This is a genomic window from Methylocystis sp. WRRC1 (genome assembly GCF_020733155.1).
Lineage (GTDB): Bacteria > Pseudomonadota > Alphaproteobacteria > Rhizobiales > Beijerinckiaceae > Methylocystis.
Genome location: NZ_JAJFZJ010000001.1, coordinates 2957890 through 2971021 on the forward strand (window position 1 = coordinate 2957890; position 13132 = coordinate 2971021).

Annotated in this window: 10 protein-coding genes and 2 pseudogenes; 9 read left to right on the top strand and 3 right to left on the bottom strand. The window is 55.8% G+C overall.

All coding sequences use genetic code 11. The annotated features are described in order from the left end of the window. The first annotated feature begins 55 nt into the window (after positions 1-55). From LG047_RS14365 to LG047_RS14405, 9 genes and pseudogenes are all read left to right on the top strand, one after another. Entirely contained in the window at positions 56-466 is a 411-nt protein-coding gene (locus LG047_RS14365; RefSeq protein ID WP_036285743.1) for a hypothetical protein, read from the top strand. Next, positions 463-3441 carry a glycosyltransferase gene (locus tag LG047_RS14370; RefSeq protein ID WP_227967469.1) on the top strand — a complete coding sequence of 993 codons (2979 nt, stop codon included), beginning with the start codon at positions 463-465 and terminating at the stop codon, positions 3439-3441. The genes LG047_RS14365 and LG047_RS14370 overlap by 4 nt, the downstream gene beginning before the upstream one ends. A gap of 1481 nt (positions 3442-4922) precedes the next feature. Further along, entirely contained in the window at positions 4923-7253 is a 2331-nt protein-coding gene (locus LG047_RS14375) for a glycosyltransferase (protein ID WP_227967470.1), read from the top strand. Between the two features lie 93 nt (positions 7254-7346). Continuing rightward, positions 7347-7646 (top strand): annotated as a pseudogene (locus tag LG047_RS14380) (transposase); the annotation flags it as partial. A gap of 111 nt (positions 7647-7757) precedes the next feature. Further along, on the top strand, positions 7758-8129 hold the full coding sequence (locus LG047_RS14385; protein WP_227964452.1) for a transposase: 372 nt from the start codon (positions 7758-7760) through the stop codon (positions 8127-8129). Next, a complete protein-coding gene (gene tnpB / locus LG047_RS14390) occupies positions 8126-8473 on the top strand; it encodes an IS66 family insertion sequence element accessory protein TnpB (protein ID WP_227964450.1) in 348 nt (115 codons plus the stop codon). The genes LG047_RS14385 and tnpB overlap by 4 nt, the downstream gene beginning before the upstream one ends. Before the next feature lie 72 nt (positions 8474-8545). Next, entirely contained in the window at positions 8546-10147 is a 1602-nt protein-coding gene (locus tag LG047_RS14395; protein ID WP_227964447.1) for an IS66 family transposase, read from the top strand. After that, positions 10131-10517 carry a hypothetical protein gene (locus LG047_RS14400; RefSeq protein WP_227964445.1) on the top strand — a complete coding sequence of 129 codons (387 nt, stop codon included), beginning with the start codon at positions 10131-10133 and terminating at the stop codon, positions 10515-10517. Before LG047_RS14395 ends, LG047_RS14400 begins: the two co-directional genes overlap by 17 nt. Before the next feature lie 77 nt (positions 10518-10594). Next, positions 10595-10729, top strand: a pseudogene (locus tag LG047_RS14405) (ATP-binding protein); the annotation flags it as partial. Between the two features lie 270 nt (positions 10730-10999). On the opposite strand, the gene LG047_RS14410 reads toward LG047_RS14405, so the two are convergent. The 3 genes from LG047_RS14410 to LG047_RS14420 all read right to left on the bottom strand — a co-directional run bounded on the left by LG047_RS14410 (position 11000) and on the right by LG047_RS14420 (position 13110). After that, entirely contained in the window at positions 11000-11320 is a 321-nt protein-coding gene (locus LG047_RS14410; protein WP_227967471.1) for a hypothetical protein, read from the bottom strand. Positions 11321-11884: 564 nt separating this feature from the next. Continuing rightward, on the bottom strand, positions 11885-12502 hold the full coding sequence (rpsD, locus tag LG047_RS14415) for a 30S ribosomal protein S4 (RefSeq protein WP_036283174.1): 618 nt from the start codon (positions 12500-12502) through the stop codon (positions 11885-11887). A gap of 281 nt (positions 12503-12783) precedes the next feature. Further along, positions 12784-13110, bottom strand: coding sequence for a hypothetical protein (locus tag LG047_RS14420; protein ID WP_036287895.1), 327 nt, complete (start codon positions 13108-13110; stop codon positions 12784-12786). Positions 13111-13132: the final 22 nt, after the last annotated feature.

Sequence of the window (13132 nt, forward strand, 5' to 3'; positions counted from 1 at the left end):
TTGCGGACAACTAGCTGAGCAACTCGGATGCGTCTTACCTTGGAGGAGATCGCCAGTGATATTCACTGAATTAAATCGACTTTATGCCAAGGTCGTCTATGGGGACAAACAGCCCGAGTATATCGTTCCTGGCTATCTGTTCGAAATTTTATTGAATGCGGCCGTGTCTAGCATAAGAGTCGACGAAGACTGGTATCTAGCGCGATACGAGGATGTCGGACGCGCAATTGAGGCTGGCTTTGTAAACAGCGCAGCCGAACACTATCGTCTCTATGGCTACAAGGAGAACCGGCAACCCCGGCCGATCAAGGTCGATGAGGATTTTTATCGACAACAATACCCGGATATCGTCGCTGCGATCGAGGACAACATATTTGAATCGGGACAGCAGCACTTTGAGCGGTCAGGCTTCGCAGAAGGACGACTCCCCTACCCGAATTTCTCTTTGTTCCGAGGTGACCGATGAGCAAAGCTTACTGGCGTAAACTTCTTGGTTTCGTCAATTCTTCAGGAGCCGAAGTGTTGGTCGTCGACGAGAAGTTCTATCTCGCGGCATACCCTGATGTCGTTGCGTCAGGGATATCTGCACACGATCACTTTCACAATTATGGTTGGAAGGAAGGCCGAAATCCTGCCTCCTGCTTCCACACGTTATATTATGCAAAAAAAAATATGCCGGGTGGCCAACTTTCTATGAATCCTCTGTTGCATTACGCGCAACTTGGAAAAAAGACTGCCACTGCTCCAAAAACGCCGGCTGAATGGCTGGAAATACAAAAAAAAGAAATTGCCTATCTTTTCGATGAAACATTTTACAAGCGACAATATGGGCCTATGCTCAGCTGGCTTGAGCCTATTGATCACTACTTAGAATCCGGCTGGAAGCAGGGTTTCAATCCTCGAGAGGATTTCGACACGCAACAATATGTTGCGCTCAACTCCTTTCTTACCAACTCAGATATCAATCCATTTTATCACTTCATCGTAACCGCAGAAAATTCGCGCGCGCAAGCAGCGTCGTCGACACAAATGGGCGGCGACCAGCAATCAGTCGCAAGAGAAGCCGAAAGGATGGAGCTGATAACGGCGATTGCTCCACATTTCGATGCGCGATTTTATTGCGATGAAAATCCAGACATCGCAAGGGCTAAGGTTAATCCGGTCAGTCACTACGTTGACTATGGCTGGAAGGAAGGGCGTAACCCAACTGCGTATTTCTGGACTAATTATTACCTGTCCAGCCATCCCGAAGTTAAGTTGGCGGGCGTGAATCCATTTCATCACTATCTGCGCCATGGACGGCAGAATGGCTTGAAGCCCAATCCTATGGGTGTGGAACGATGGTCGCGTCCTGTCGCCCCCACTGACGAACAATGGGCAAAGCTGGCGCCCATGACAGACCAAGAACACCTCGATGTAAGCGTAATCGTGCCTGTCTATAAAGGCTACGATGATTCTTTGGCCGCGATATATTCTGCTCTTTGTAATCCGCAGAAATGTAAATTTGATCTTATTGTCGTTAACGACAAGAGCCCCGAGTCAAACCTGACGGAAAAGCTGCGGGCTTTGGCGCAGAAAGGCTTGTTCGTGTATGTCGAAAACCCCGAAAACCTTGGTTTCGTAAAGACCGTCAACAAGGCATTGCAAATGCGGCCACACAATGACGTGGTCCTGCTCAACGCAGATACGCTCGTCTATGGCGATTGGCTCGACCGCCTGCTTCAACATGCCAAGAATGATTCGAGAGTTGCGACTGTGACGCCGTTCTCCAACAACGCGTCAATTTGCAGTTATCCCGATACGAATCGTGCTAATTTTCTTGCACTCGAGTGCACATTAGAACAACTTGATGAGTATGCGAGCGTTTCTAATAAGGGACGAAGCACGCGCGTGCCGACGGGCGTCGGATTCTGTTTCTATATGCGTAGATCCGTTATCGATGAAATCGGCGATTTCGATCTCGTTTTCGGCCGAGGCTATGGCGAGGAGAACGACTTCTGTATGCGCGCCTTAAAAGCCGGTTACAAGAATCTATTCGCGCACGACGTCTTCGTCTATCACAGTGGTCAGGTCTCCTTCAATGAGTTTCGTATAGAGGAGTATGAGCCTGGTCAACTTGCTCTCGCAAGGAAGCATCCCGACTATCAGTCTCAGGTCAGCGCGTTCATCCACGCCGATTCTGCGCTCGAAGCTCGTATGCGACTCGATCTCTATCGATTAGCGCGTCATATCGGCCCTCGTTCCGCGGTCCTTATCACGATCGAAAGTAGTGGCGGCATTCCGACCCATGTAGAACGCCTCGCTGAGCGGCTCGAAGAGTCCGGAATGACGACGGCGTTGCTTTACGTCAAAAATGATACCGCCACTATACGTCTGTTCGATCAAGGCAAGAATATCTACTTACCGTCGCTCAGCCCGGTTAACATAAAGGCCAATGTGAACCTCATCGCAGAGTTTCTCGATTGGCTGAGTCCTGAAATTGTCCACGTGCATTCGTTTGCGATCGTTAATTGGACTTCAGCGAAGCTTTTGATGAAGATGCTTTGCGACAGGTCGGGCCCGTTCTTCGTTACACTGCATGATTATGACTCGATCTGCCATCGTCACCATATGGTGGATCGAGAAGCTCGCTATTGCGATGTCATGACATTAGCAGATTGCCGGATTTGTGTACGCAATGACAATGCCGCCGTAGACGTCGTCGATCCCGCGGAACGAAAGGAGGCATATCGATCGTTTTTGAAACACGCGCACCAGGTGTTCGTGCCTTCGGAGGATACTCAAAAGCGGCTATCCCACCATTTCCCCGGCCTATCGTTCGTCGTTCGTGAGCATGAGGAATCGTTTACCGATGTCGCCTTTCTTTCGCCTCACGCCGGACGCTCAACAATTCGTGTCGTAACGATCGGCGCTATCGGAGCCCACAAAGGACGCGATGTGCTTTACTCCCTGGCGCTCGATGCAAAACTGCGCTCTTTGCCAATCGAATACTATATAGTGGGCTACTCTTCGAGCGAAGAAAAAATGCGCGAAGTAAATGTCGTAGAAACAGGGCGCTACAGTACGGTCGCCCAGTGCATATCGATGATAGAGAAGCTTGAGCCTGATTTTGCGCTGTTCCCGTCGATCTGGCCAGAGACCTATTGTTATTCGCTTTCCATCGCCTTCGCTCTCGGACTTCCACCTTTGGTGTTTGACATCGGCGCACAGGCAGATCGTGTCAAATACGAGGACTTCGGAGTGGTTTTCGATTATGCGCTCATTCGCAACCCTGTGGCTCTAAACGACGCTATTCTTAAGCTGAACGTGTCCAATGAGTGGGCAAAGCGGCACGCGTGCACATTTCGAAACTACAGCAATTTCCTAGAGTCTTACTATGGCCTCAATCCCGGAAGCTCCAGAGAGAACCTGCTGTCAAATTCGGAGGTTGTCCGGCAATAATTTGCTACTTGGGGGCGACCCTCTCCAGCGATAGGGCGCGCCTTTTTGCGGGGGACACTTGGAGAAAGAATCGAGACCAGCGCTAACGATTTTTGGAAGGACGAATTTGGGCGGCAAACCGATGGTCGTGTACGTCTGGACGCTGCGAGCAAGATCGTCCCCGGTGTTGCATGGTCGATATGCGTCCGGTAGGCGAATAATGCCGCCTTGAGGCGTATCGTGGGCAAATTCTCCATGGTTCACCCCCGATGAACGATGAACTGATCCACCTCGAAGTATGTCTTCGGGCATGAGCTGGAGGCCGAATATGGGGGCGAGGCGTCCTGCCGCAGCGGACTTTTATTCTTCCAGGCAGTGCGCCGATGGGCATTTGTGACATAAAAAATATTATTGCTTGAAATCGTGTAATTCTATGTGATATTGAGGGAGGTGGAGACGGTCGAGCTTCAATAGATCTTCGTGCAAGGCCATAGCCTTGAGATGGAAACGCGCGGTCATGAATATGGGCGGAGGCTTATTCCGAAGCTCAGGTTTGGCCGATAGTATTTATGTAACAGCCTGTGTGGCGCAGGCGATGGAGAAGACAGGGCGGAAGTCGGCTTGACGCGATTGGCGTGAGTTGAAGCGAAAGACGAACTCGTCCAGATAGCTTTGAAGACACTGATCCCGCAACCCATGATAGAAGACGAGCGCCTAGATCTTCGGATTAGAGACGACGCGATGGATCCACGGCAAAACAACATGGGCGGCCATCGCGCCGGCTACATGGGTCTCGCGATCGACGCCGGGCGCCTCCGGATAAGCGGCTCATCAGTCAGTCTCGACTGTCGCGCCTTGCGCCAAATTCACGTCGACGAAACCATGCAACGACGCGGCGAAGTAGTTCGCGACCTTCCCGAGACGGGTCCGCACCGGGCCTTCAGATTCGATCTAAACCGCGGCGCCGAGAAGCATTTTGCCCTGGCGAGGGCGACCGCGTCCGCCCAAGAACAGCTCTTTCGTTCCCCGCAAGGGGGGGGTCGACTCATCGACATCGACCATCCCCGCAGGCGAACGGAGATCCCGAGCGCTCATGGCGCGGCGCAGTTGGGCGGCATCGACTTTATACCAGCCCAGCGCGAGTCACCCTTGCAATTGGGGCAAGGAAATTCCGTCGGAATCGGTGCGCATGAGGTAGGACGCCCAAAACCACACGATCAGCGGCAGTTTCGAGCCGTGCAGGATCGTCCCCGGGGTGATGGAAATCGGTTTGCCGCAGGAGGCGAATTCCTAAGGGAAGGACTTGCCACCGTTCGCCAAAGCGGCGCTGACAATCGATGAGCGAGGTTTTGAAATTGGCTGTGCCGCTTACTCGGGCGTCAAATTATGTCCCGGATATGTTCATGCCTACAGCCGGGGCGTTTGTTGCTCAATATCTGGTAGTTCGGCGCCTGAGGGATTGTCGTCATGGGCGACTCGGCGCATGTTCGATGTTACCATAAATGACGACGCAATACTCAGTGAGAAGCGTGATAGCTTACATCGCCTATAGGCAGATGATTGAGGTTGACGCCCTCATCAAGGATGGTTTTGATCCTGTTTTCTATCGATTTCTTTATCCAGATCTAGAGCATCTCGATGATGAAAATTTATTAGCTCACTATAACGAAATTGGATGGCGAGAATATCGCGACCCGTGCGCATGGTTTTCGACTGCTTTTTATTTAAAGCGCTATCAAGACGTTCAGGGCGCCGGATTAAATCCATTCTACCACTATCTCACGCACGGAAGGGGCGAAGGAAGGCTGCCCAGCAATATGCGCGCTAAACGGCCTGCCTCTTCCAAGCGATTGCAGGTCTCCGTGATCGTTCCCAATTTCGAGAACGCCAGTTTGCTTGAGCAGCACATCAATTCAATTGCTGTACAAGAATGGTCTCCTGTCGAAATAATAATTTTATACGATGCATCCAGCGACGGCGGCCATGAGGTCATCGAGCGAGCAACGAAAGATCTCGCAATTCCTGTGAAGTTGATCGTGGACGACGCGCCTTCAGGAAATATTTTCCATCAGTGGGAGAAAGGCGCAACACTCGCGAGTGGGGACTTATTGTGGTTTTTCGGCGCAAACGTTGAATGCGACAAAAAGTTCCTTGAGACTCTTGCGCCGTATTTTAGCGATTCAAGCGTCATGATCGCTTTTGGCGCGTTTGATCAGGCGTCATCCGAGGGGCTTTTTAACTCAGAGTCGGACAACTACTGTGGAAGGGCCGAGCATGGACTAGGAAAAGGGCCGCGCATCGACGCTGCGTCCGCTTGGTTCAAAGGTCCTTTCGGCATGCAGAACCTTATCGATAGCGTGGGTGGATGCCTCATTCGAAAGCAGACGTTAGAGAGAGAGGTGTGGGCTGATGCCCAAACATATAGTGTGTGCGGCGAATGGTATTTGTACATGCATTTTGCGCGCGGTGGGCGTATCGCTTTCGACCCGAGAACTGTTACTCACTTTCATTCACAGGTAGACAACTCCTCCCGTGGTGAAACTCATAGCGCTGTGTTTTTCGAGGAGCATTTTCGCATCGCGCTCGAGCTCCAACGACAATTCGGCCTCAGCCAGGCGGCTGTCTTCGCGTTTTACAGGCGCGTCGCGGGTCTTTTCTATGCTCAATTCAAGAAAGAAACAGAGCGAAATTTTTCGAAGTTCTTTCATTTGAACACGATTCTGAAACAGCGTCGAGAGCGACGTCATGTTTTGATGATCATTATTGGGTTCTTCACCGGGGGTGGGGAGATTTTCCCTATCAATTTGGCGAACGCATTCGTCGAACGTGGCTATACAGTATCGGTCATGACGTTGACCGAGGCGGGTGAAAACGAAGAGATTCGAGGGCGTCTCGACTCACGAATTCCTGTTTTCGAGCGGAAGCTGATCGAAGATATCGGCTTCGATCGCTTTCTCGAAAGCTACCAAATCGATTTGGTTCACACTCATTACGTCTCCGCCGACGTGGATTTTCACAGGGCTATCCAGAAGCAACAATTGCCTTATGTTGTGACCCACCACGGATCCTATGAGATTTCCGATATCGATCCCGAAACGTTGAAGTCGATCATGAACGCGGTACGACATTGGGTTTATATTAGCGAAAAAAACCTCTCGACGCTCGACGCTCTCGGTCTCGATCGAGCTTTGACGACCAAATTGCCAAACGCAGTGCCTGTTCGCGTTGCGACGTTCCCTTACACGAGAGAATCTCTCGGAATCGAAAATGATGCTTTTGTTTTCGGCGTAGCTTCGCGCGCCATCCAGTCAAAGGGATGGAATATCGCCGTGGAAGCTCTCGAGAAAGTACGAGCCGAAAGTGACGTCCCTGTATATGTTGTGTTGTGTGGAGAGGGGCCGCATTACCAGCATTTTTACGACGCCTACCACAAGAGGCCGGGCGTCATCTTTCTTGGGTATCAACGCGAAGTTATGGCGTTCTATGATATGTGTGATTGCGCGCTGCTGCCCACGAGATTTGCCGGAGAGTCATATCCGCTTACAATTGTCGAGGCGATTATGAAATACAAACCCGTAATCTCAACTGATATTGGAGAACTCCGACTTATGGTTGAGGCCAATAACATAACGGCGGGCATTCTCGTTCCAAATTTGGAAGATGACGACACTTTTGTCGCAAAGCTTGCCGAAGCAATGCGTGCGATGCTCGACGCCGATAATTATGTGCGATTTTCCCGAGGAGCGCAGGAAATGTCAGCGAAATACGACTTTGCCAAATTGGTTCGTGATTATGAGGCGACGTACCGGATCGCCGGATTAGCAGCCCGATGACGAGGTTGTTTTTGGTTGATTGGGTTAGAGCCTGTTTGGAAATCGAGGTTTGCGGGGATTCCCTTTTCGCTGCGCCTATGATTCACACTTTGGATGTGGACAAGCAAGCAGCGGGGCCGGATGGCCAGGATCGCCGGAAAGACCAAGCGTTATCCGTCTGATTTGACGGATGAGGAATGGGCGCAAATCGCGCCCTTGATGCCGAAGCCCGGACGCAGGGGCAGACCTCGCGAAGTGGAGTTTCGCGAAGTGGTCAATGCGGTGCGCTATCTCGTGCGTTCAGGCTGCGGCTGGCGGATGCTGCCCTTACATCTCGGTCATTGGCGAACGGTCTTTGGCTGGTTTCGCGAGTTGGCGCGGCGTTTCCTGTTTCAGACGATCCATGACATCGAGCGTATCCCTCCGGCGGCGGCGGCCTGGCGGTGAGCTCGGATTTCGGGATAGCTGGGTGACGGCTGGCGCGATGATCGTGTCCAGTACTATTACAAGCGGACACTATCGCCGATGTCGCGCAACGATGACGATCCGCCGGCTCTCCGTCGCAAGCGCCGATCATGGGCTCTCGATGAGAAGCGCCGGATCGTCGGCGAGAGCCTCGAGGACGGCGCTTCGATCGCCGAGGTCGCACGACGCTACGACCTCAACGCCAACCAGCTCTTCACCTGGCGCCGGCAGTTCGGCCTCGATCTGGCTGCGCCGCAGGGACGCGCGCCGATCCTGCCGGTGACGATCACGCCGGACGCGACGGCGGAGTATTCCGCTCCAGGGTCGACCGGCCAGATGGAGATCGTGCTCGCCGACGGTGATCGGATCATTGTGTGGGCCGATGTCGAGACAGCCGCGCTGTCGCGGGTCGTGAAGGCGCTGCGCCGATGATCCCGTTGCCGGCGGGCTGCCGGGTCTGGATCGCGACCGGCCATACCGACATGCGGCGGGGCATGCGGGGCCTGGCGCTTCAGGTGCAGGAGCAGTTGAAGCGCGACCCTCACGCGGGCGACCTTTACATTTTCCGGGGTCGCCGCGGCGATCTCGCGAAAATCCTCTGGCACGACGGGATCGGGCTGTCGCTTTACGCCAAGCGGCTCGACCGCGGAAAGTTCATCTGGCCCTCGGCGAGCGCGGGCGCGGTGTCGATCTCGGCCGGGCAGATGGCCTATATGCTGGAAGGGATCGACTGGCGAAACCCGCAACTCACCTTCAGGCCGCAAAGCGCGGGGTGAGACGCAAAAAAGCTGGGGTCGTCTGCTGTTTGAGGCGCCACAAATCGCGGGTTTTGTGATTCACTTCGCCTCATGGACGCAGCCGCCCTTCTCGACGAAAACGCCGCGCTGAAAGCGCAGTTCGCCGTCGCGCTCGCGAAGGCGTCGGAAGACATGGCGCTGATCGCCGCGCAAAAGCTCCAGATCGCCAAATTGCAGCGCCAGATCTACGGGCAAAAGTCGGAGCGCTCGGCGCGGCTGCTCGATCAGTTGTCGCTCGAACTCGAAGAGCTGGAAGCGAGCGCGACCGAGGACGAACTCGCTGCGGAGCGCGCCGTCGCAAAGACGACCACCGTCGCCGGCTTCGAGCGCAAGCGGCCGGAGCGCAACACTTTTCCTGAGCATCTGCCGCGCGAGCGCGTGGTCGTCGAGGCGCCGACGACCTGCGCCTGCTGCGGTGGTTCGCGCCTGCGCAAGCTCGGCGAGGATGTGACGCGGACGCTGGAGACGACGCCGCGCCAGTGGAAGGTCATCGAGACCGTGCGGGAGAAGTTCACCTGCCGGGACTGCGAGAAGATCACCCAGGCGCCGGCGCCGTTCCATGTCGTTGCGCGCGGCTGGGCGGGGCCGAGCCTCTTGGCGATGATCGCCTTCGAGAAGTTTGGCCAGCATCAACCACTGAACCGTCAAGCCGAGCGCTATGCGCTCGAAGGCGCGCCGATCGCCTTGTCGACCATGGCCGACGCCGTCGGCTCCATCTGCGCCGCGCTCGATCCGCTGCGGCGTCTTGTCGAGGCGCATGTCCTCGCAGCCGAGCGGCTGCACGGGGACGACACCACGGTTCCTGTGCTGGCCAAGGGCAAGACCGACACAGGCCGCTGCTGGGTCTATGTGCGCGACGACGCGCCCTTCGGCGGCGCCGGGCCGCCGGCGGCGATGTTCTATTACTCGCGCGATCGGCGCGGCGAACATCCACAGGGCCATCTGGCGAACTGGTCCGGCATCCTGCAAGCCGACGCCTATGACGGCTACGGCAAGCTCTATCTGGCAGGGCGCGCGCCCGGCCCGATCCGCGAGGCCGCGTGCTGGGTCCATGCGAGGCGCCCGTTCTTCGCAATGGCGGACATCGACGAGAATGCGCGGCGCAAGGCTTCGGGCAAGAAGGAGATACCGCTGTCGCCGATCGCGATCGAGGTCGTTCGTCGGATCGACGCGCTGTTTGCGATCGAGCGGTCGATCAAAGGCAAGAGCGCGGAGGAACGCCTCGTCGTTCGACAGGCGTCGAGCCGCCCGCTCGTCGACGCGCTGGAAAGCTATCTGCGCGAACAACTCGCCAAACTCTCGCGCGGGCACGATCTCGCCAAGGCGATCCATTACATGCTGAAGCGCTGGCCGGCCTTCACGCTGTTCCTCGACGATGGGCGCGTCTGCTTGTCCAACAATGCCGCCGAGCGCGGCCTGCGCGGCATCGCTTTGGGAAGAAAGTCATGGTTGTTCTGCGGATCTGATCGCGGCGGTCAACGCGCCGCGGCGATGTACAGCCTCATCGTCACGGCGAAGATGAACGGCGTCGATCCGCAGACCTGGCTCGCCGACGTCCTCGCCCGCATCGCCGCGCACCCCGCGCATCGGCTCGATGAACTGCTGCCATGGAATTGGCGGAAGGCGCATATGAGCCATGCGCAAGCTGCTTAAGCCGAACGCCGCATTCTCCGAGGCCGAAAAAGCGCGCGTCACCGCCGCCTGCGAGCTGTTGATCAATGACTTCCTGAAGCCTCGCTTCCTGCCTTCGATCCAACCGACCGAGTTCAACTATCCGGTCGATATTCTCGGCAAATGGCACGGCGCCAAATATCGCCTCATCCAACGTTACCGTTCCGGCTTCCCCGACAATCAGGGCGAAGAGTTCGATGCGCCCTTCGCTCGCCTCGATTGGATCAGCCCCGACCGCTTCGACATTCAGTGGCGTCGCCACACCGGCGAGTGGTTCCGAGTCTATCGCGGCCTAAATCTACACAAGGCCATCGAAACTCTAAAATCCGACGGACTCCTGCATCCCGTATAAATTGGCAGATCGACCCGCCAATCATCCCGCACGCAGCGCCTGCGGCCTACGCCGGACGGCTACGTGTATGAGAGCTTAGCCTGGCTTTCGGCGAATGGCCGAGCGTCTTTGGCGATCCGAAGAAGACGACCGCGCTGCTCGACCGCCTTACCCATCACGGCGATATCGTCGAGACCGGCAACGAAAGCTGGCGCTTCAAGAACCGCGCCTGAGCCTGTCCACTTCGTCATGCCAATAACGGCAGAAAACTCGCGCCAAGACAGGGGTCCCTTTTGGATGAAAAACTGGGTTCCCGATTCAATGGCGTTTGACACGCCAAGCGCAAACGCACCAATCACCGTGTAGGTTTCACCCATATGTTCAATGAGGCCGAACAACGCGGCAAACTCGGACCTAAGGTCGATCTATCCATCGCTGGGAAAGTGCAGGCGCAGAAGAGCATCCATTTCCGAGTGCGTTACGTTGCCCGCCATGTGCCGCGCCTATCGGTAGTGAGAGTCGCGAAAGACGGTTGCTTTATTGTTTCCGAGCGCGAAGCGATTGCATATTTTGTTGATGGTTGGTTCGTCATGTAACCGCGCATCGGCATAGATCCGAAATTCGTGATCATTCGGCGAATAGATCACTCGTCCCCTTGGGTGGTCGTCATATTCGGAATTGAGTATCGTGAGCGGGAGTCCTTCGCGCTTGAGCCAGGAAGACCCGGCTTTCTTCCACTTTTCCCAGTGCTCACCATGGCCGCCGTCATACGTCAGATATTCACCGTAGCGGTCTGCAATCCGGAGGGGCTTGCCAGCTGCCACGATCGTGTCATCAATGCACCAAAAGAGGCCGACCGATGGCTCGTCAAACTGCGGCGGTAGGGGGCGAGGTGGGATTAGCGGCATACGTAATTACCGTCCTTTCTCAGTGCTGGAGTATATTCGGGATCAGGAACTGTTATATTCACTTAAGGGCCCGAGAAATTTACAGCTCGCGCCGCGACGTAATACCGCACGCTTCGCAAGATACTGAAAATGGGAAATTTAGGTCGGAATTTTTGTTCAGCTGGCGGGAGTTTTAAAGATACGGCTAGTTCCCGAAGTGCTGGTCATTGTCGGCCAAGCCAAGGTGCCACCATGCATGCTTACGCACCAACCTCCCCAGCCCCCAACCCCGCTCCCAATCTCCCAACCATCTTCTAACAGCCTGTGTAGCGTCTGTGTAAAGTCACAGCCTTTCTCATGCCAATAAAGCCACTAAACCATTTAGGTCATGTTTTGTTCTGTGTGGCGCGTGTGTAAAAGAAAAGGCGCCATCACATAGTATGATGGCGCCTAAATCTTTGTTTTTAAACGCTATATGTTGATTTTATAGCGTCGATTTTACTAACGCGAATAGAACTCGATCACGAGGTTCGGCTCCATCTGGACCGGGTAGGGAACTTCCGTCGCGTGTGGAACGCGCGTCAGCTTTGCGGTCATCTTGGAGTGGTCGACGTCGTAATATTCCGGCGTGTCGCGCTCCGCGAGAGCGACGGACTCGAGCACCGTCACCGCCTGCTTCGAGGCTTCCTTCACCTCGATCACATCGCCGACCTTCACGAGATAGGACGGGATGTTCACACGGCGGCCGTTGACGCGGATGTGACCGTGGTTGACGAACTGGCGCGCGGCGAAGACCGTCGGCACGAATTTGGCGCGATACACGACCGCGTCGAGACGGCGCTCCAGCAGGCCGATCAGATTGTCTCCCGAGTCGCCCTTCATGCGGATCGCTTCCGCGTAATATTTGCGGAACTGCTTCTCCGAGATATTGCCGTAATAGCCCTTCAGCTTCTGCTTCGCCTTCAGCTGCGTGCCGTAGTCGGAGAGCTTGCCCTTGCGGCGTTGGCCGTGCTGGCCGGGACCGTATTCGCGGCGGTTAACGGGGCTCTTCGGGCGGCCCCAGATGTTCTGGCCCAGTCGGCGGTCGAGCTTGTATTTGGCTTCTGCGCGCTTCGTCACTTTACTTTCGTCCTCTCATGGTCGCGTTGCGCGCGAGAGGCGAAAAGACGAAAATGCGCCGCGAGCCTATGCTCGGGGCGCTTCGCCGCAATCGCGTTTCCCGCACGCTCCCGGCGTCGCCGGGGTCCGGAACGCGCCCTCCTCTGCCGGATATCCGGCCGACAGGCGCTCGTCTTTTGCTGAAGAGAGCAGCCACGGGTGCATGCCCGGCGCGGTCCGTGCCGCGTCAGGCTGAGGGGGAGCTACAGCAGCCCGTCCCCCGTGTCAAGAATAACCCGGCCTTACGGGAAAAGATCGAGCGTGAAGCCGTCGTCGTAAGGCACTTCATATTTGCGGGGCAGGGTCTCCTGCATGTACCAGCTGCGCTGATTGGCCTCGATCGGATCCTGATTGTTGAAAGTCTGCTGCACCATGTAGCGGTTCGTGCTGCCTGTCGGAACCTTGGTGCCCGGGTCGAGGAAGCTGCGGCGCTCGACCTCGATGGGGCCGCGGCTCTGCGAGACGGAATAGCCGGGCTGGCGATTGCGCGATTTGGCGAGCGCGTCGCCGCCCGCCGCCAGCGCGATCAGGCAAGCAAGTCCCGCCGAAATAACCGAAGCTTTGCGCATCTCCATCCCCATCAAGTTGAAC

Coding starts and splice junctions, on each gene's coding strand:
- LG047_RS14370 (WP_227967469.1), top strand. CDS start 463: ATGAGCAAAGCTTACTGGCGTAAACTTCTTGGTTTCGTCAATTCTTCA.
- LG047_RS14375 (WP_227967470.1), top strand. CDS start 4,923: ATGACGACGCAATACTCAGTGAGAAGCGTGATAGCTTACATCGCCTAT.
- LG047_RS14385 (WP_227964452.1), top strand. CDS start 7,758: ATGTCGCGCAACGATGACGATCCGCCGGCTCTCCGTCGCAAGCGCCGA.
- tnpB (WP_227964450.1), top strand. CDS start 8,126: ATGATCCCGTTGCCGGCGGGCTGCCGGGTCTGGATCGCGACCGGCCAT.
- LG047_RS14395 (WP_227964447.1), top strand. CDS start 8,546: ATGGACGCAGCCGCCCTTCTCGACGAAAACGCCGCGCTGAAAGCGCAG.
- LG047_RS14400 (WP_227964445.1), top strand. CDS start 10,131: ATGCGCAAGCTGCTTAAGCCGAACGCCGCATTCTCCGAGGCCGAAAAA.
- LG047_RS14420 (WP_036287895.1), bottom strand. CDS start 13,110: ATGCGCAAAGCTTCGGTTATTTCGGCGGGACTTGCTTGCCTGATCGCG.